Annotated in this window: 16 protein-coding genes; 10 read left to right on the forward strand and 6 right to left on the reverse strand. The window is 58.9% G+C overall.

Features of this window, described 5'->3' with window-relative positions:
- The first annotated feature begins 181 nt into the window (after positions 1 to 181).
- The 7 genes from IQK56_RS23425 (at position 182) to queC (ending at position 7,119) form a co-directional block, all read left to right on the forward strand.
- Positions 182 to 688 (forward strand): disulfide bond formation protein B, encoded by a 507-nt coding sequence (locus IQK56_RS23425; protein ID WP_032885619.1) that lies wholly within the window; start codon positions 182 to 184, stop codon positions 686 to 688.
- A 794-nt stretch (positions 689 to 1,482) separates the two neighbouring features.
- The gene (gene cyoA, locus IQK56_RS23430; RefSeq protein WP_053132079.1) at positions 1,483 to 2,424 is read left to right on the forward strand and encodes a ubiquinol oxidase subunit II; all 942 of its coding nucleotides are present in this window, start codon (positions 1,483 to 1,485) and stop codon (positions 2,422 to 2,424) included.
- Positions 2,425 to 2,427: 3 nt separating this feature from the next.
- Positions 2,428 to 4,446 (forward strand): cytochrome o ubiquinol oxidase subunit I, encoded by a 2,019-nt coding sequence (gene cyoB / locus IQK56_RS23435; protein ID WP_122305602.1) that lies wholly within the window; start codon positions 2,428 to 2,430, stop codon positions 4,444 to 4,446.
- 3 nt (positions 4,447 to 4,449) lie between these two features.
- The gene (locus IQK56_RS23440) at positions 4,450 to 5,076 is read left to right on the forward strand and encodes a cytochrome o ubiquinol oxidase subunit III (protein ID WP_017734786.1); all 627 of its coding nucleotides are present in this window, start codon (positions 4,450 to 4,452) and stop codon (positions 5,074 to 5,076) included.
- Positions 5,076 to 5,417, forward strand: a complete 342-nt coding sequence (cyoD, locus tag IQK56_RS23445) for a cytochrome o ubiquinol oxidase subunit IV (RefSeq protein ID WP_010206434.1) — start codon at positions 5,076 to 5,078, stop codon at positions 5,415 to 5,417. The genes IQK56_RS23440 and cyoD overlap by 1 nt, the downstream gene beginning before the upstream one ends.
- 11 nt (positions 5,418 to 5,428) lie before the next feature.
- Positions 5,429 to 6,316 (forward strand): heme o synthase, encoded by an 888-nt coding sequence (gene cyoE, locus IQK56_RS23450; RefSeq protein WP_019817484.1) that lies wholly within the window; start codon positions 5,429 to 5,431, stop codon positions 6,314 to 6,316.
- 104 nt (positions 6,317 to 6,420) lie between these two features.
- Complete coding sequence (gene queC / locus IQK56_RS23455; RefSeq protein WP_193862225.1) at positions 6,421 to 7,119, forward strand: 7-cyano-7-deazaguanine synthase QueC; 699 nt, start codon at positions 6,421 to 6,423, stop codon at positions 7,117 to 7,119.
- 69 nt (positions 7,120 to 7,188) lie between these two features.
- Here queC and IQK56_RS23460 read toward each other — a convergent pair whose 3' ends face one another.
- Both IQK56_RS23460 and IQK56_RS23465 read right to left on the reverse strand, forming a co-directional pair.
- The gene (locus IQK56_RS23460; RefSeq protein ID WP_122305600.1) at positions 7,189 to 8,067 is read right to left on the reverse strand and encodes a queuosine precursor transporter; all 879 of its coding nucleotides are present in this window, start codon (positions 8,065 to 8,067) and stop codon (positions 7,189 to 7,191) included.
- Positions 8,054 to 8,656 (reverse strand): helix-turn-helix transcriptional regulator, encoded by a 603-nt coding sequence (locus IQK56_RS23465; protein ID WP_150762348.1) that lies wholly within the window; start codon positions 8,654 to 8,656, stop codon positions 8,054 to 8,056. Before IQK56_RS23465 ends, IQK56_RS23460 begins: the two co-directional genes overlap by 14 nt.
- Positions 8,657 to 8,943: 287 nt before the next feature.
- On the opposite strand from IQK56_RS23465, the gene IQK56_RS23470 reads away from it, so the two are divergent.
- Both IQK56_RS23470 and ptaA read left to right on the forward strand, forming a co-directional pair.
- Positions 8,944 to 10,299 (forward strand): serine hydroxymethyltransferase, encoded by a 1,356-nt coding sequence (locus tag IQK56_RS23470; RefSeq protein ID WP_193862226.1) that lies wholly within the window; start codon positions 8,944 to 8,946, stop codon positions 10,297 to 10,299.
- Positions 10,300 to 10,443: 144 nt separating this feature from the next.
- Positions 10,444 to 11,526, forward strand: a complete 1,083-nt coding sequence (gene ptaA / locus IQK56_RS23475) for a pyoverdine biosynthesis transaminase PtaA (RefSeq protein ID WP_193862227.1) — start codon at positions 10,444 to 10,446, stop codon at positions 11,524 to 11,526.
- A 69-nt stretch (positions 11,527 to 11,595) separates the two neighbouring features.
- On the opposite strand, the gene IQK56_RS23480 is transcribed toward ptaA, so the two are convergent.
- Entirely contained in the window at positions 11,596 to 12,312 is a 717-nt protein-coding gene (locus IQK56_RS23480) for a hypothetical protein (RefSeq protein WP_122305595.1), read from the reverse strand.
- 137 nt (positions 12,313 to 12,449) lie between these two features.
- Entirely contained in the window at positions 12,450 to 13,700 is a 1,251-nt protein-coding gene (locus tag IQK56_RS23485) for a 2-aminoadipate transaminase (RefSeq protein WP_193862228.1), read from the reverse strand.
- A gap of 223 nt (positions 13,701 to 13,923) precedes the next feature.
- Here IQK56_RS23485 and IQK56_RS23490 point away from each other — a divergent pair, with 223 nt between their 5' ends.
- Complete coding sequence (locus IQK56_RS23490; RefSeq protein WP_122305593.1) at positions 13,924 to 14,952, forward strand: amino acid ABC transporter substrate-binding protein; 1,029 nt, start codon at positions 13,924 to 13,926, stop codon at positions 14,950 to 14,952.
- 9 nt (positions 14,953 to 14,961) lie between these two features.
- On the opposite strand, the gene IQK56_RS23495 is transcribed toward IQK56_RS23490, so the two are convergent.
- A complete protein-coding gene (locus IQK56_RS23495; protein WP_193862229.1) occupies positions 14,962 to 15,975 on the reverse strand; it encodes a sensor domain-containing diguanylate cyclase in 1,014 nt (337 codons plus the stop codon).
- 137 nt (positions 15,976 to 16,112) lie between these two features.
- Complete coding sequence (locus tag IQK56_RS23500; RefSeq protein WP_193862230.1) at positions 16,113 to 18,011, reverse strand: alkaline phosphatase D family protein; 1,899 nt, start codon at positions 18,009 to 18,011, stop codon at positions 16,113 to 16,115.
- Positions 18,012 to 18,099: the final 88 nt, after the last annotated feature.

Raw genomic sequence — 18,099 nt, forward strand, 5'->3', positions numbered from 1 at the left:
CCCGATGGCAGTGTGTCAGCCAACTCAGCTATAACTGACCCACCGCTATCGGGAGCAGGCTCCCTCCCACATTTAATTCTCCATTCCTGCCGATTAATCCCCCGTTAACCCCCCTCTGTTTAAACCACTGCCTGTGTGTAAACTTGCGGCCATTGGCACAACCAAACAAAGGGATACGGGGATGAGTGACGAATTGCGTTTAGGCAGGGAGCGGCGCTTTCTGGTGTTGCTGGGCATCATCTGCCTGGCGCTGATCGGTGGGGCCTTGTACATGCAGGTGGTGCTGGGCGAGGCGCCGTGCCCGCTGTGCATCCTGCAACGCTATGCCTTGTTGTTGATTGCGATCTTCGCCTTCATCGGCGCAGCCATGCGTACCAAGGGCGCCCTGACCTTTTTCGAAGGCCTGGTGATCCTCAGCGCCGTCGGCGGTGTAGCCGCCGCCGGTCATCATGTGTACACCCAGTTCTTCCCGCAGGTCAGCTGCGGCATCGATGTGCTGCAACCCATTGTCGACGACCTGCCCCTGGCCAAGGTCTTCCCGCTGGGCTTCCAGGTCGACGGCTTCTGCAGCACGCCGTACCCGCCGGTGTTGGGCCTGTCCCTGGCGCAGTGGGCCTTGGTCGCATTCGTGCTGACGGTGATCCTGGTGCCCCTGGGCATCTATCGCAATCGCCAGCGCAAGGCCTGACCCGCTCCATGAAAACGCCCCGGTCCTTCTTTAAGGAAGGCCGGGGCGTTTTTGCCTGTAGGCTTTTGTGAACAGAGCGTGACGCCGGACAACTGTGGGGTGCGCGCAGCGTGCGACATGTTGTCACACGGAAGCCGCCGCAGGACGTTTCTGACCCGCCAAACCATCGCTTAAATTTGCAAAAAACGCCCAAGTTGTGCTGTCAGTTCGTGGTTTGGAAGAGGCCGTGTGCCTCACGCCGTACCTGCCTTGGCGTGATGTCCGAATGCCTTGTTTTCTGGGGGGTTGGATAGGTTTTGCATGCCCTTACGCGGTGTAAGGGCTGTGGCGGTTGCGCGAATAACACGGCAATTTTTGTGGTTTTTGTTGAGAATCTAACGCGATAAGATCGCGAACCCTTGCAATATGGGTGAAGGATTATTGCTGTAATCGATAAAAATTATTTCTTTATAAGACATGGTTTATACATCGCTAGCTAACTACAATCGCCCGCACTGAATGTCCGGTGCTGTTCAATATTTGAGCACTGGAGCGGTCGAGGGGCAGATGGATGGCTCTGTGCGACCCCAAGGTTCCGGCAGCCTTTCAACTATCCGCACCAAATGGAATTGGTCTGTAACAAGGCCTTTAACCACGAAATCGAATAAGAACTCACCGCAGGTCCGTGAAACGCTCCGTTATGGCGTGCCGGGCAGGCTCTTATTCAATCGAAGAGAAATGCCAACCCTTGGCAGGGTGAAGTGTTGGCGATCAAAACCCAACTGCATTGCGCAAGCTGCTTTAGAGGTCGTGAGATGAGTAAAAACAGGTACCCCCGATTACTAGGCTTTTTGCCGCTGCTTGGCATGATGTTAATGCTGGGAGGCTGCAAGTGGACCTTGATGGACCCGAAAGGACAGATCGGTCTGGATCAACGAAACCTGATCATCACCGCCACGCTGCTGATGCTGTTGGTCGTGGTGCCTGTGATCATCATGACCTTCGCCTTCGCCTGGAAATACCGCGCGTCGAACACCAGCGCGACCTACGCGCCCAAGTGGTCGCACTCCACCAAGATCGAAATCGCGGTGTGGCTGGTTCCAATCCTCATCATCATCGCCTTGGGTTACATCACCTATAAGTCGACCCACGAGCTGGACCCGTACCGTCCGCTGGAGTCCGACGTCAAGCCGATCAACATCGAAGTGGTCGCGCTGGACTGGAAATGGCTGTTCATCTACCCGGACCTGGGTATCGCCACGGTCAACCAGATCCGCTTCCCGGAGAACACCCCGCTTAACTTCCGGATCACCTCCGACGCCGTGATGAACTCGTTCTTCATCCCAGCCCTGGGTGGCCAGATCTACGCGATGGCAGGCATGCAGACCCGCCTGCACCTGATCGCCAACGAAAAAGCTGAAATGGAAGGCATCTCCGCGAACTACAGCGGCGCTGGCTTCACCGGCATGAAATTCAAAGCGATCTCGACGAGCCAGGAAGATTTCAACGCCTGGGTAGCCGAAGTCAAGGCCGCACCTAAACAGCTTGATCAAGCTGAATACGACGCCCTGACCAAACCAAGCCAGAACAACCCAGTCGCTCTGTACTCCACGTATGAGCCGAACCTGTTTCAGAAAATCGTCGACAAGTACGAAGGTATGAAGCCAGGCAAGCCGGTCAAGCACGAGAAGAAAGAAGTGGCCGCGGTTGAAGGTTCTGACACGGGCTCGCATTCAACTGCTGGGGCAGAGGAGTAAACGATGTTTGGTAAATTAAGTTGGGATGCGGTCCCGTTCCACGAGCCGATCGTAATGGTGACCATCGCCATGATCGCGCTGGGTGGTCTGGCACTGTTTGCAGCAATTACGTATTTCAAGAAATGGACCTACCTGTGGACCGAGTGGTTGACGTCTGTCGACCACAAGAAAATCGGTGTCATGTACGTCATCGTTGCCATGGTCATGCTGCTGCGTGGTTTTGCCGACGCCATCATGATGCGTACCCAGTTGGCCATGGCCACCGAGGGTTCGCCTGGCTATCTGCCGCCTGAACACTATGACCAGATCTTCACCGCTCACGGTGTGATCATGATCATCTTCATGGCGATGCCTTTCTTCACCGGCCTGATGAACCTTGCCTTGCCGCTGCAGATCGGTGCCCGTGACGTTGCCTACCCGTTCCTGAACTCCCTGAGCTTCTGGCTGCTGGTTTCCGGCGTTGTGCTGATCAACCTGTCCCTGGGCGTCGGCGAATTCGCCAAGACCGGCTGGGTTGCGTATCCGCCATTGTCGGGCCTGCAATACAGCCCTGGCGTGGGTGTGGACTACTACATCTGGGCGCTACAGTTATCAGGACTCGGGACGACGCTGACGGGGGTCAACTTCCTGGCCACCGTCCTGAAAATGCGCGCCCCTGGCATGAAACTGATGGACATGCCGATCTTCACCTGGACCTGCACCTGGGCCAACGTCCTGATCGTGGCTTCGTTCCCGATCCTGGCCGCTACCATGGCGCTGCTGTCGCTTGACCGTTACCTGGATTTCCACATTTTCACCAATGAACTTGGTGGCAATCCAATGATGTACGTGAACCTGTTCTGGGCATGGGGTCACCCTGAGGTGTACATCCTGATCCTGCCAGCGTTCGGTATCTTCTCTGAAGTGATCTCGACCTTTACCGGCAAGCGCCTGTTCGGTCACCACTCGATGGTCTATGCATCGGGCGCGATCTCGGTACTGGGCTTCATGGTGTGGCTGCACCACTTCTTCACCATGGGGTCGGGGGCCAGCGTCAACGCCTTCTTCGGCCTGGCGACGATGCTGATCTCCATCCCGACGGGGGTGAAGCTATTCAACTGGCTGTTCACCATCTACCACGGCCGTTTGCGCATGACCAGCCAGGTCCTGTGGACCCTGGGCTTCATGGTGACCTTCGCCATCGGCGGCATGACCGGCGTACTGCTGGCCATCCCGGGTGCTGACTTCGTCCTGCACAACAGCCTGTTCGTGATCGCTCACTTCCACAACGTGATCATCGGCGGTGCGGTATTCGGTTACATCGCTGGCTTCAGCTTCTACTTCCCGAAAGCGTTCGGCTTCAAGCTGCACGAAGGTTGGGGCAAGGCTGCATTCTGGTTCTGGATCTCGGGCTTCTTCGTCGCGTTCATGCCGCTCTATGCACTGGGCTTCATGGGCATGACCCGTCGTCTGAACGCCACTACCAACCCTGAGTGGGTGCCGTACCTGTACGTCGCCATGTTCGGTGCAATCATGATCGCTGTGGGTATCGCCTGCCAGTTGATCCAGTTGTACGTGAGCATCCGTGACCGTAAGCAGAACGCTTGCGACTCCGGCGACCCATGGAATGGCCACACCCTGGAATGGTCGACTTCGTCGCCACCACCGTTCTACAACTTCGCCGTGATCCCTACTGCGAACACCATCGATGCGTTCACCGAAGCCAAGGAAGACGGTACTGCGTACCAGCGTCCTAAGCACTACGAGCCGATCCACATGCCAAACAACACCGCCACTGGCGTGGTGATGGGTGCGCTGTTGACCGTGTTCGGTTTCGCGATGATCTGGCACATCTGGTGGCTGGCAATCGTGGGCCTGGTTGGCACTATCGGTTACTTCATCGTTCACGCAGCGCGTGACGATCAAGGCTACATGGTGCCGGTCGAGACGATCGAACGCATCGAAGCCGAGCAACACGCTCGCCTGGTAGCCGAGAAGAAGATCCCGGCCAACCGTGTAGAAACCTCGTTGGAACAGGCTTAAACCATGTCGAACTTAGTGACCAATGCTGGACACGCCCATGTCGATGACCATGGGCACGATGACCATCACCACGACTCGGGGCCGATGACCGTTTTCGGTTTCTGGCTCTACCTGATGACCGACTGCATCTTGTTTGCGTCGATCTTCGCGGTGTACGCGGTACTGGTAAACAACGTAGCGGGTGGCCCATCGGGCCACGACATCTTCGAACTGCCTTACGTGCTCGGCGAAACCGCCTTGCTGTTGTTCAGTTCGATCACCTACGGCTTCGCCATGTTGGCCTTCTACAAGGGCAACAAGAAAGGCGTACTGAGCTGGCTGGGCCTGACCTTCCTGTTCGGCCTGGGCTTCATCGGCATGGAGATCAACGAGTTCCACCTGCTGATCTCCGAAGGCTACGGCCCGCACCGCAGCGGCTTCCTGTCGGCGTTCTTCACGCTGGTCGGCACCCACGGTCTGCACGTAACTGCCGGCCTGCTGTGGATGGCGGTGATGATGTATCAGGTCAATAAGCACGGCCTGACCAACACCAACAAGACTCGCCTGAGCTGCCTGAGCCTGTTCTGGCACTTCCTGGACGTGGTCTGGATCTGCGTCTTCACCGTTGTTTACCTGATGGGGACTCTGTAATGGCTAATGCACACTCCCATGACCATGACAGCCATGATGCGAGCCACGGCAGCGTTAAGTCGTACGCCATTGGCTTCATCCTGTCGGTAATCCTGACGCTCATCCCGTTCGGTCTGGTGATGTACCCGACCCTGCCTAAGTCGATCACCTTGATGATCGTGCTGGCATTCGCGGTGATTCAGGTTCTGGTTCACCTGGTGTACTTCCTGCACCTGGATCGTTCCAAAGAACAGCGCGATAACGTGATTGCGTTCGTGTTCGCAGGTCTTGTGATCCTGCTGCTGGTTGGCCTGTCGATATGGATCATGTTCAGCATCCATACGTTCATGATGGCGAAGTGAGGTAAGACCCGATGTCGCTTAAGCACTTTATCCAAATCACCAAACCGGGGATCATTTTCGGTAACGTGCTTTCTGTGGCGGGCGGTTTCTTCCTGGCCTCCAAGGGACATGTCGATCTGGCCATCTTCCTGGCTGCGATGATCGGCACGTCCCTGGTGGTTGCTTCCGGTTGCGTGTTCAACAACTGCATCGACCGTGACATCGATATCAAGATGGAGCGCACCAAGAATCGCGTGCTGGTCCAGGGCCTTATCTCCCTGAAGCTGGCACTGATCTTCGCGACCGTCCTGGGTGTTGCCGGTGTGGCCCTGTTGTACAAGGTGGCCAACCCGTTGGCGGCGCTGTTTGCCGTGATCGGCTTTGTCATCTACGTCGGCCTCTACAGCCTGTACCTCAAGCGCAAGTCGGTTCACGGCACGCTGGTGGGCAGTCTGTCGGGGGCGATGCCGCCGGTGATTGGTTATGTGGCTGTGACCAATAGCTTCGACATGGCTGCGCTGGTGCTGCTGGTGATGTTCAGCCTGTGGCAGATGCCGCATTCCTACGCCATCGCGATCTTCCGTTTCAACGACTACCTGGCTGCTTCGATCCCGGTCCTGCCGGTCAAGCGTGGCATCCAGGTCGCCAAGAAACACATCCTGCTCTACATCCTGGCCTTCCTCGTGGCGACCTTGATGTTGACCTTCAGTGGCTACGCCGGCATGAGCTACCTTGCCGTCGCCGCCGCCATGGGCATGTACTGGTTGTACATGGCCTGGACCGGCTACAAGGCGGTGGACGACACCGTCTGGGCGCGCAAGCTGTTCGTGTTCTCGATCTTCACCATCACCGCGCTCAGCGTGATGATGTCCCTGGATTTCCAAGTGCCGAAAGAGCTGTTGCTGACCTACGCACACTGAGTGCCTGAGTAGTAAAAAGGCCCCGCCTTCGAAAGAAGCGCGGGGTTTTTTATTGAGTGAGCTTTAAACTATGCCCAAATCCTACCTATGCAGGACGCAGAACGATGACTAAAAAAGCCGTAATCGTATTCAGTGGCGGACAAGACTCCACCACCTGTTTGATCCACGCACTGCCGCACTACGATGAAGTGCACTGCATCACCTTCGATTATGGCCAGCGCCATGTGGCAGAAGTCGAAGTCGCCCAGCAGCTCGCCAGGCAGTTGGGGGCCACTGTTCACAAAGTGATGGACGTGTCGTTGCTCAATGAGCTGGCCATCAGCAGCCTGACCCGCGACAACATTCCTGTGCCGACGGTGAACAGCTCAGGTGAAAGCCTGCCCAGTACCTTTGTGCCGGGGCGCAATATTCTGTTCCTGACCCTGGCTGCCATCTACGCTTACCAGGTGAAGGCCGAGACCGTCATCACCGGCGTGTGCGAAACCGACTTCTCCGGTTATCCGGACTGCCGCGATGAATTCGTCAAGGCGCTGAACAAGGCACTCAAGCTGGGCATGGAATACGACGTGCGCCTGGAAACCCCACTGATGTGGCTGAACAAGGCCGAGACCTGGGCCTTGGCCGACTACCACCAGCAACTGGACCTGGTTCGCCAGCAGACACTGACCTGCTACAACGGCGTCCTCGGCACGGGCTGTGGCGAGTGTGATGCGTGCAACCTGCGTGCGCGGGGCTTGAATGAGTACCTGCAGAACAAGACGGATGTCATGCAGAACCTCAAGCAAAAACTGCAACTCGACTGATCCCCACGTAGACCCCGTCTTGACGCTCACCGGGGTGCCCGGTGAGGCGCATGATGGGTTCTACCTGGATCAGGCCGTGGCGTTGGTCAGGTAGCGTTTGAACAACGAACGCGCCCCATAAGCCGGCAGGATATTGAAGAACGCAAAGCCCACCTTAATTGCGATCTGCACATAGATCATGCTCAGGATATCGCTGGTCTGCATGGCGCCATAGAACGCGATAAAGCAGAACAGGAAGCTGTCGATAATCACCGCGAAGAACGTACTGAGGAAGATGCGCAGGTACAGGTACTTGGAGTTGGTCAGCTCTTTGATCTTGCACAGCAAATACGAGTTGATGTTTTCCGACACCAGGAACGATATCGAAGAGGCGATCAACACCGACGACACCTGCACAATCACATCGTTGTAGGGGCCGTCGAGTTTCCAACCCGGTAAACCGGGCAGGAAGGTCGAGCCGTAGAGCAAAATGATGATCATCGCGTTGCTGGCAAAGGCAAACAGGATGGCCTTTCTGGCGAGCCTGAGGCCGAAGTTTTCGTTGAGCAGATCCACGATCAGGAAGGTCAGCGGATACAGGAAAGTGCCCGGCGTCACGATGATGTCGAGGGACTCGATGTAGATCGGTTTAGTCGCAGCAATGCTGGTGAAGATGTAAAAGGTGAAGAGCAGCAGGTTGAGGATGATGTAGATCATCCACGAACTTTCATTGCGATCGTTGAGGTCGTACGCCGTCACCGTACCGGCTTGGGAGTAGTACTTCTTGTACAGGTTTTTAACTTCCATTTTGTTCAGGTTATCCATGATTTCGCTGTTTAAGACTTCGCTCAACTTGACCCGAATGATCTTGCCCGTGGCGATGATCATGATCACCGCCAGGCGTTTGTCATTTTCGAAGCCAAGCAGTTTGTATTTACTGTTTTCGATCTCGCTTTCATGCGTGGTCATTGAAGCGCTCCTCAATGATATCCCCCAGGACACACAGATGTTCTGAGCTGGCGCAGGCTTCACCGCTGATGAACAGCGTTTGGGTGGCCCGGTCGAACACCAGTTTTTCCTTATCGTCGCTGGACGAACCCTTCTGGATGATCAACAGGTCGCCTGGCTCATTCACACCCGGTATCGAGCGCTCCAGTTGCACGCCGATCAGGTTATGGGAGGCGCCGAAGTAGTACGTGAGTGGGTAGAGGATTGCCAGTTCGCCAATGCGTTTATCCAGGTGCTGCATGACCTGGCTTTCCTTGAGCACCGGCACGGCTGCGGGGTTCATGTTGCCTTGGGGCGAGGCACTGCTCTCGATGATTTCCTTGGCTTCAAAATCGATGGTCTCGATTTCTTCGTAGGACACACCGAAAAAGTCGGAAATCTTGCGCAGGGTCGACTGCTGAACGTTGACGACCTTGCCTTCGAGGATGTTGTAGATCGTGGTGCGGGTCAGGCCGGCGGCGTTGCACAGCGACAGCTGGGTCTCACCACGGCTCTTGATCAAGTACTTGATGTTGCTCTTCAAGTGCTCGGTTTTTTCTCGTCTGTGCATCACGCGCTCACCACTTCCCTATAGTAAAAACCGTTGCTTTGAAGATGCCGTACAGATTGTTCAGCAAGGAAATGCCCATCCAGGGCGTTTCAAGCATCGCGGCGGGCGCAAGTTAACAATAAAGTCCCGGATGCGCGTCAGCGCCTGGACGCAAGGCAAATGGCCATCTGCTCGGTAAAGGGGGACAAAAGCGAACATTTAATTTGGAAAATGTTTAATTTCCTGTTTAATTGGACGCCACGGTTCAGGACGAACTGACACGCAGCGACCAAGGAAGGACACCCCCGATGCCCGTCAATACCGTACACCTGCAGGATCAGGCCGACCTGTTGCGCCGAGGCATGGCGGACCTGCGCGCCGAGGACCTGGAGTTGGCGATGCTGCTGGACGCCGAAGTGGCGCGCCAACACCGCACACTGTCATTGGTCGCGTCCTCCTGTGCGGTCAAGGCCCGTACCTTGGTGGCCTCCGCGTCCGCACTGGTCAACGTCACCGCTGAGGGCACGCCCGGCAAGCGTCATCGCGCCGGCTGTGAAAACGTCGATCTGGTCGAGTCCCTGGCGATCCGCAGGGCGCGTGAACTGTTCGACGCCCACTACGCCGGCGTGCAGTCGCACTCCGGCTCCAACGCCAATGCCCAAGTGTTATCCGCCCTGCTAGAGCCAGGGGACACCTTGCTGGGCATGGCCCACGATCACGGTGGTCACCTGACCCACGGCAGCCCTGCGGTGTTTACCGGCGCCTACTACAAGGCCATCCGCTACGGCACCACTGCCGAGGGCTTGATCGATTACGCGCAAGTCCGCAGCCTGGCGCTGGCCCATCGTCCGCGCATCATCATTTGTGGGGCATCGGCGTATTCACGGGTGGTGGATTTCGAGCGTTTTCGCGCCATTGCCGACGAGGCGGGCGCGATCCTGCTGGCCGATATTTCCCATATTGCCGGGCTGGTCGTGACCGGTCGGCACCCCAGCCCGATCAACGCGGCGCACGTCACCACCACCTGCACCCACAAGCAGCTGGGTGGCCCGCGTGGTGGCCTGATCCTGTCCGGCCGCGACGCCCATACCAAGGTCCCGGGCTTGCGGGCGACCTTCAGCCGTGTGCTGGATCAGGCCGTATTTCCGCGGATGCAGGGCGCGCCGGCAGTCAATATGATCGCCGCCAAAGCCGCCGCGCTGGGCTACGCGATGACAGCGGAATTCGACGTCTGCATGGGGCGTGTTCGCGCCCTGGCCGACGAAGCGGCCTACGCCTTCCAGGCCCATGACTATGAAGTGGTCGGCGGGCGCAGTGAAAACCATACCGTGCTGATCCGCTTGCGCGGGGACATGACCGGTGCCATCGCCGAATCGGCGCTGGAAGGCTGCGGAATCGTGGTCAATAAAAGTCGCGTACCTGGCGAGACCCGTTCGTCTGCCGTTACCAGTGGCCTGTGTATCGGCACCGGCTCCATGGCGCAACGCAATGTCGATGCGCAGGGCTGCCGGCAGGTCGTCGATCTGGTGTGCCGGGTACTTAGCCAGGTCACGCCGCTTGGCGAATACGAATACCATGTCGAGCCCGCGGTGCAGTTGCAATTTCGCGCTGAACTTGAGCGTTTGTGCGCCCAATACCCCATCGCAGACTACTGGGAACACTGAAACCCGCCCATGAAAAAGCCCCGTCGTCGAAAGCCGTACGGGGCTTTTTCATGGGCGCTCGGTTAAATCAGCCAACCCTTGTCTCGTCATATTCATCTATACGAGCAGTGCGAATCCATCATCCGCCTACAAGGAGTAGCCCCCATGGTCAGCGTCAGTCGTCGATCCCTTCTCGCCCTCGGTGCCGCCCTGCCTTTGCTCGGACGCCTGGATTGGGCGGTTGCCGCGTCGCCGTCGGCCAAGACTGACAAGGTGTTGCTCAACTACAACGAAAGCCCCTACGGGCCTTCGTCGGCGGCCCGCGAAGCGATGCAGCGCGGCATCGCCACCGCGGGGCGTTATCCCTATAAACACATGTACGCCTTGGCTGAGTTGTTTGCCCAGCAACAAGGGATTGCCGAGGATCAGGTGGCGGTGTTTTCCGGCTCCATGGCAGCCCTGCGCTACGCGGTGCTGGCATTTACCAGCGAAACCCGCGGCCTGGTGATGGCTACGCCGTCCTACGAAGTGCCGCGCCAGTCCGCCGAATCAAACAAGGCGCCGGTGAAAGAAGTAGCCCTCAACGCCGAGCATGCCCATGACGTCCCGGCCATGCTGGCGGCTGACCCCCAGGCCGGCATGCTCTACCTGTGCAACCCCAACAACCCGACGGGCACCGTGACGCCCACCGACGCCATCCGCCAGGCCCTGGCGAACAAACCCAAAGGCTGTGTGCTGGTGGTGGACGAGGCCTACATCGACTTCGCCGAGGCCCCGAGCGTGGTGAGTTGGGTCAAGGACCACGATGACCTGCTGGTGCTGCGCACCTTCTCGAAAATCTACGGCATGGCCGGCGCCCGCCTGGGCCTGGCAATCGGCCATCCAGCACTGCTGGAACGCTTGGCAGTCTTCGGCGGCGACAACGTCCCGGCCGGCTCGTCCTTGCTCGGCGGCCTCGCCAGCCTGGAAGATGTGAAGCTGCTGCCACAACGCAAGGCGCTCAACGCCCAACTGCGCGAAGAAACCATCACCTGGCTCAAAGCCCGTGGTTTTACGTGCACGGCGTCCCAGGCCAACTGCTTCATGATCGACGTGAAGCGCCCGGCAGAACAGGTCATCGACGCACTTGCCGCCCATGGCGTACTGATCGGGCGCGTGTGGCAAAACTGGCCGCAGTGGGTACGAGTGACGGTGGGGAGCAAGCGGGAAATGGCGCGGTTTCGCGAGGTATTTGCGGCAACGGTCTAACGCCGTCTTAAAGCCAATGCAGAACTCCTGTGGGAGGGAGCAGCTCCTCCCACAGTCAGTTCAGTGGTGTCACTGTTGCGCGATGCTGTAGCCGTCAAACGCGCTCTGCTGCTGCAGTGCGCTGATCACGCTCTTGCGGGTCAGCGGCTGTTCAGCCCCCGAGTTATCCACAAAGCTCTCGACTTCCAGCTCGGCTTCATCGCCTTCACCCACAAAGCTGAAGCCCAGGAACTCGAACGCTTCGCGGTCGATGTTCAACTTGGAACGCGGCGTGCGCAGTGGCAGGGTGACGCTGATGCCGTCCTTGCTGATCACAAACACCTCAGCTTCCTTCTTCGGACGGGCGGCCTTGCCCTTGCCGGCGCTGGGGTTGCTGATGGCCTGGTGAGACTGGTTCAGCACCTTGAGGGCCAGGCCGTAGACCAGTTCCTGGAACTCGGGGTCGTCCTTGAAGCTGGACAGGATGCGGCTGATGGAGAATTTGCTGCTCAGGTCTTCCAGCGCGATGTTGTCGGCGGCTTCGGCATCCTTGAGCTGCTTGAGCTGGCCCATCAGGTCGTAGGCCTTATCGTCATCGAACGCGTCGTGGGCGTGGCGGATGGCAAGGCGCAGCTCGCGGATCTGGTCGCTTTCCTTGGAGGTGTGGAACGCGTCCAGCACCATCTCGCTGATGATCTTGGCGGCTGGCACATGCTGTGAAAGATTGATGGCGTTTTCGTATTCAGCTTTGGCGTGCAACGCGACTACGGATTCTTCGGTGGAGTGTTCGGTGTAAGAATCGGACATTGAAATTTCACTACTTCAGTAAACGGGGAAGACAAAAAAGCGTCGCGCATTTTCAGGGGGTAAGGGGGTCAGGTCAAGGCGGGTTCTTATCAACGGTCGAGCTCATGGTATGGCTATCGATGTGGGATATGGACTGGCTAACCCAGCTTTTTGAGACATGCCTCCAGGATATCCAGGCCCTCGTGTAATACCTCCGGCTCAATCGTCAACGGTGCCAGCAGCCGAATGATATGCCGCGACTTGCCACTGGGCATCAGCAGCAACCCGGCATCCCGCGCCAGGCCCAGCAGTTGGGTCAGTTGCTGGGGCGCAGGCGTGCCGTCGGCATTCACCAGTTCGATGCCGCGCATGGCGCCGACGCCGGTCAGGCGGCCCAAAAAGGGCGTCAGGTGCTGCGCACGCCAGGTTTCATAGCGGCTCACAATAGCGGCCTCCTGCCGGGCTCCCCAGGCGTGCAACGCCTCATCCGTCATCGCATCCAGGGTGGCCAGTGCCGCCGCGCAGGCGATGGGGTTACCGGAGTAAGTGCCGCCCAGCCCGCCTTTGGGCAGGTTGTCCATCAACGCCTTGCGCCCGACCACCGCCCCCAATGGCACGCCGCCGGCGATGCTTTTGCCGAGCAGGATCAGGTCCGGTTCGATGCCCAGGCGCGAGAAGGCAAAACGCTGGCCGGTGCGGCCAAAACCGGATTGGATTTCGTCGGCAATCAGCAGGATCGCGTGTTCATCGCAGAAGCGCCGCAGGGCCTGGGCGAACTCGATATCCAGGGCGAGGAATCCGGCCTCGCCTTGCACCGGTTCAAAGATGAAACAGGCGACGTCGCTGACGTCGATTTCCACACTGAACAGGCGGTCCATGGCCTTCAGCGCTTCAGCGCAGCTCACGCCGTTGTCGGCGCTGGGGAAGGGCAGGTGATACACCGGGCCGGGCAGGACGCCGACCTTTTGCTTGTAGGGCGCCACTTTGCCATTGAGGTTGAGGGTGGCCAGGGTGCGGCCGTGGAAGGCCCCGTCAAAGGCAATCACTGCCGTGCGGCCGGTGGCGCCGCGTACGATTTTCAAGGCATTTTCTGCGGCTTCGGCGCCGCTGTTGGTGAGCATGCCGCTGATGGGGTAGTCCACCGGGATAAACGCTGTCAGGCGGTCCATAAGTTCGATGTAAGGCATGTGCGGCGCGGCGTTGAACGCATAGTGGGTCAACTTCGTTGCTTGTTCACGAATGGCCTGCACCACGCCGGGGTGGCAATGGCCGAGGTTGAGCACACCGATGCCGCCGACAAAATCGATATAGCGCTTGCCCGTGGTGTCCCAGACCTCGGCGTTCCTGCCGTGGCTGAGGCTGATGGGATGAACGATGGAAATCGACTGGCTGATGGTTTCGCGGCTCATGAATCCTGGACTCGGCAGTGGCGGGCGTCTTTTTATCTAAGCCGTGGGCCTGGCCTTGCCGCAAACGAAATAAAGTCGCCGGGTCATTCCAAATCGGAAGGAGCTGTTGCCAAAAGGTCGTTTGTGGCAGCGCGCCAAACCCGTCAATACTGCCTCGGCAACATCAGAAACCGGCGCAGGCTGTGCGGTGCCGAATAATAAGGAACGACAGGGAGAGCCTCGCATGAACCCATTTAAAACCACCTTGGCCATGATCAGTGCCGCCGCCGTCTTTGGACTGGCCGGCACCGCGCATGCCGGTTCGACCCTGGACGCGATCCAGAAAAAAGGCTTTATCCAGTGCGGTGTCAGCGACGGGTTGCCCGGTTTTGGCGTGCCCGACAGCCACGGCAAGATGACCGGCATCGATGTGGATGTGTGTCACGCCGTAGCGGCGGCCGTGTTTGGTGACGCGTCCAAAGTGAAGTTCACCCAGTTGACCGCCAAGGAGCGTTTCACTGCGCTGCAGTCCGGCGAGATCGACCTGATTTCGCGCAACACCACTTGGACCAGCTCCCGTGATTCGGGCATGGGCCTGGTGTTTACCGGCGTCACCTACTACGACGGCATTGGCTTTTTGGTGAACAACAAACTGGGTGTCACGGCCGCCAAGCAACTCGACGGCGCAACGGTGTGCATCCAGGCCGGCACCACCACCGAGCTCAACGTTGCCGATTACTTCCGCACCCACGGCCTGAAGTTCACGCCGATCACCTTCGACACCGCCGACGAAAGCGCCAAGGGCCTGGAAGCCGGGCGTTGCGATGTGCTGACCACCGACCAGTCCGGGCTGTACGCACAGCGCATCAAGATGGCCCATCCGGATGAATTCGTCGTGTTGCCGGAAGTGATCTCCAAGGAGCCGCTGGGCCCGCTGGTGCGCAAGGGCGATGACGAGTGGTTCAGCATCGTCAAGTGGACCCTGTTCGCGATGATCAACGCCGAGGAAATGGGCATCACCTCGCAGAATGTCGAAGAGCAGGCCAAGACCACCAAGAACCCGGACGTTGCGCGGCTGCTCGGCGCCGATGGCGAGTACGGTCGGGACCTGAAACTGCGCAAGGACTGGGTGGTGCAGATCGTCAAGCAGGTGGGCAACTACGGTGAAGTGTTTGAGCGCAATATCGGCCAGGGCAGTGTGTTGAAGATCAAGCGCGGCCTCAATGCGCTGTGGAACAACGGCGGCATCCAGTACGCGCCGCCGGTGCGCTGACGCGCCTGGCTACGCCGACACACCATCTTTCCCCGCCGCCTTGGCGCGATACAGCGCCTGATCGGCACGTGCCATCAGGGCGGCGGGGGATTCATCCATACGCCGCTCGGCCACGCCCAGGCTCAGGGTGACGATGAGGTCACCGCGTATCGGCATGCTGCGCATCGTTCGGCAGATGTTCTCGGCCAGGGCCCTGGCGTTTTCCAGCGAACTTTTGGGCAGCACCACCATGAATTCATCGCCACCCCAGCGCGCCAGCAGGTCGCCTGGGCGGATGCAGCTCTCCAGGCATTCCACGACTTGCACCAGGGTTTGGTCGCCTACGCCGTGACCGTGTCGGTCATTGATTGGCTTGAAGTCATCGATATCCATCGCGATCAGTGCCAGTGGCAGGCGAAAACGCTGGGCGCGGTCGCACGCTTCCAGCAGTACTTTTTCCAGGCGATAGCGGTTGGCGACGAGGGTCAGGGCATCCCGTTCGGCCAGGGAGCGGTTTTCGTCCAGTTGTAATTGCAACTGCTGATTGACCCGCGACAGCTCGCGCGTACGCTCGGCCACCAGTGCCTCAAGGGATTGATTGCGTCGCTCCAACTGTTCGACCGAGGATTTGCGCAGATGGATATCGCGATGGGCACCCACCATGCGTGCAACCGAACCGTCTTTATTGCGTGCAATCACGTAACCACGGTCTTCAATCCACAGGTAGCCGCCATCTTTTGTGCGGCAACGGTATTCGGTCTGGTAATGGGGCGTGCGTCGGTGGATGTAATCATCGAACACTGTCATCACGTGGGGGTAATCCTCCGGGTGGATGACGTTCTCCCAAGTGAACACACTGTTTTCCAGGGAGTGGCGAGGATAGCCCAGCATTTCGTACCAGCCAGGGCTGCGGTAGACGAACCCGGTATTGGCGTTCCAGTCCCAAATGCCGTCGCTGACCAACTCCAGCACGGTGTGCAGCATGTCGGCGTTAAGGTGAGGGAAGTCTTGGTCCAGCGGGTTGTTGCCGGAAGTATCGTCCATCTGCGCATTCCTTGCCGGGGCAGGCTTCCAAGGCCTACCCATATTGACGCCGATACTCCGTGGCTGGGGCTACTGTACAACGAGGATTGAACGCTTTGAATAGGCGGGGTGTGATGCTTTTGGATGGTGGCAGTAGGCTATTGCTTCGGCGCCGCCATCCTCGTCCTAGGCGTCCCATCCGCGTTGTGCTGGTAAATCGCCTCAGGCTGCCCGCGCTCGTTGAAAAATACCTGGCCGATCCCTGCTGAATTCCACAACCGTTCACCGGCTTCGGCATGTTCCGGAATATGCGGCACCACCTGCATGGTGCGGCGGCGGGTGAACCAGTTGAGGGGCGAGCGGGGTGAGTACAGCCAGCGGTTGAGGCGGTCGAACCATTCGAGCAATCGTGGTGGGAACTCGTTCTTGATGCCGCTGCTGGTGATCTGCCAGATCCTGGGGCCGGCGTCGCGGTGGCGGATCAGCACTTCATAGACGAACGAGTAGTGCACGTCGCCCGAGAGGATCACGTAGTTACCCGGCGTGCGCGAGTGACGGAAGATGTTGAGGATCACCTTGGCCGCGCCGCGATGGGCCATCCAGTTTTCGGCGTCCACCAGTAAGGGATGGCCGCACCAACTGAAGACTTTCTGCACGGTCTCGATCAGCTTGACGCCAAAAATCGGCGCGGGGGAGACGATGATGGCCGAGGGGTGATCAAGCAGTTCCTGCTGCAGTTCGCTCAAGGCTTCCCAGTCCAGCAGGCCGGACGGTTGCTTGAGGGTGAATTCGCTGCGCCAGCGCCGTGTGCGGGTATCGAGCACCACCAGGGCCGGGGTGCTGGGCAGGACGTAATGCCACTGCTGAAACTTCAGCAGAGTTGCCAGCAAATGGTCCTGTGCGAGGGCGTCCAGGTGATTGTTCTGCGTCTGGGTTGCCAGTGCCTGGGTTTGGCCCACCAGCTCTTCAAAGGCATCCGGGTTATTCCCCCAGCCTTGGCACAGCAGGTAAGCGAGCAGGGCGTTACCGATGATGCGCTTGGAAAATGGATGGCCGTAGGCGGTTTCTTCCCACTGTGCGCTGAGGTTCCAGTCGTCGGTGATGTCGTGGTCGTCAAAGATCATCAAGGTGGACAGGTGGGCGAACACCCTGGCGGTGCCTGGCAGACCTTCGCGGAATTTATCCAGCGTCACCTGCTCGCGAGCATAGCGCGATGATTCATCGGCGCTCAGTTGGGGTGGCTGCGGGGTGATCAGGCGCCAGGGCGTGGGCGACCACACCAGCAGGTACATCGCCATGACCTCGGCGAAGGTCACCAGGTGATTGTCGGCGGTGCTGCTGGTGAAAATCGGCTTTTTCACGCCGCCGAAAAACCGCTCGCGCAGGGTCTCGTTGCTGTCCAGCGCCGGGAGCAGGTCGGCGCGGTTGTAATAGCTGGCGCGATGTCCATAGAGGCTGGCGCTGTCGTCTACCACGGCGCCTTCCAGGTATTCGTCGAACAGGCCCAGGCGCGCAATCAGCCCATGGATCGCCCGCAGCATTGGCCCGGCTACATCATCGGCATACACCTGGTCGCCGCTCATCATCAACAAGGCCGGACGGTCGGCGGGTGTTTGAGCATCGGCCAGCAGGCGATCGACGCAGAGCAAGCCTTCGTCGGCGCTGTGGTGAGGTTTGCGGCACGAGCCGTGTACCAGTTGATGGATGCGGCTGTGCAGCACGAAGTTCGGATATTGGGCGTTGGCGTACAGCAAGTGGGGTGCCCATTGGGCAATGCCAATGCCGTCGACGAGCAGGTCGTAGTCGATGACCACATCCTGCGGCAGCGCTTCCTCCAGTCGTACATCAATCAGGTGGACAAACGCTTCGCGTCCCACCGGCACGACTTGGCACTGGTCCTGGCCTAGCGGGATATCCAGGCGTTGCTCGGCACATTGCAGCCTCAGCATCAGTGGCAATGCTCGGCTTCCCACCAGCCACAGCACCAGCCGCTGGGGTTCGAGGCGTCGCAGCAGAGGGCCGGCGAGCACGGCGGGCAAGGTGTCGGGATGTGGCATGCAGTAAAAGGCTCCGGCCAGGGTTGAACCGGCAAGGTTAGCGCAATGGATGTCAGTGTTTTGTTAAGACGAAGGGCTGTGCACAGCC

The sequence above is a fragment of the Pseudomonas cyclaminis genome, assembly GCF_015163715.1.
In the GTDB taxonomy this organism is placed as follows: domain Bacteria; phylum Pseudomonadota; class Gammaproteobacteria; order Pseudomonadales; family Pseudomonadaceae; genus Aquipseudomonas; species Aquipseudomonas cyclaminis.

What these genes read in the sequence shown, in the direction of transcription:
- IQK56_RS23425 (WP_032885619.1), top strand. Translation starts at nt 182, where the DNA reads ATGAGTGACGAATTGCGTTTAGGCAGGGAGCGGCGCTTTCTGGTGTTG.
- cyoA (WP_053132079.1), top strand. Translation starts at nt 1,483, where the DNA reads ATGAGTAAAAACAGGTACCCCCGATTACTAGGCTTTTTGCCGCTGCTT.
- cyoB (WP_122305602.1), top strand. Translation starts at nt 2,428, where the DNA reads ATGTTTGGTAAATTAAGTTGGGATGCGGTCCCGTTCCACGAGCCGATC.
- IQK56_RS23440 (WP_017734786.1), top strand. Translation starts at nt 4,450, where the DNA reads ATGTCGAACTTAGTGACCAATGCTGGACACGCCCATGTCGATGACCAT.
- cyoD (WP_010206434.1), top strand. Translation starts at nt 5,076, where the DNA reads ATGGCTAATGCACACTCCCATGACCATGACAGCCATGATGCGAGCCAC.
- cyoE (WP_019817484.1), top strand. Translation starts at nt 5,429, where the DNA reads ATGTCGCTTAAGCACTTTATCCAAATCACCAAACCGGGGATCATTTTC.
- queC (WP_193862225.1), top strand. Translation starts at nt 6,421, where the DNA reads ATGACTAAAAAAGCCGTAATCGTATTCAGTGGCGGACAAGACTCCACC.
- IQK56_RS23460 (WP_122305600.1), bottom strand. Translation starts at nt 8,067, where the DNA reads ATGACCACGCATGAAAGCGAGATCGAAAACAGTAAATACAAACTGCTT.
- IQK56_RS23465 (WP_150762348.1), bottom strand. Translation starts at nt 8,656, where the DNA reads ATGCACAGACGAGAAAAAACCGAGCACTTGAAGAGCAACATCAAGTAC.
- IQK56_RS23470 (WP_193862226.1), top strand. Translation starts at nt 8,944, where the DNA reads ATGCCCGTCAATACCGTACACCTGCAGGATCAGGCCGACCTGTTGCGC.
- ptaA (WP_193862227.1), top strand. Translation starts at nt 10,444, where the DNA reads ATGGTCAGCGTCAGTCGTCGATCCCTTCTCGCCCTCGGTGCCGCCCTG.
- IQK56_RS23480 (WP_122305595.1), bottom strand. Translation starts at nt 12,312, where the DNA reads ATGTCCGATTCTTACACCGAACACTCCACCGAAGAATCCGTAGTCGCG.
- IQK56_RS23485 (WP_193862228.1), bottom strand. Translation starts at nt 13,700, where the DNA reads ATGAGCCGCGAAACCATCAGCCAGTCGATTTCCATCGTTCATCCCATC.
- IQK56_RS23490 (WP_122305593.1), top strand. Translation starts at nt 13,924, where the DNA reads ATGAACCCATTTAAAACCACCTTGGCCATGATCAGTGCCGCCGCCGTC.
- IQK56_RS23495 (WP_193862229.1), bottom strand. Translation starts at nt 15,975, where the DNA reads ATGGACGATACTTCCGGCAACAACCCGCTGGACCAAGACTTCCCTCAC.
- IQK56_RS23500 (WP_193862230.1), bottom strand. Translation starts at nt 18,011, where the DNA reads ATGCCACATCCCGACACCTTGCCCGCCGTGCTCGCCGGCCCTCTGCTG.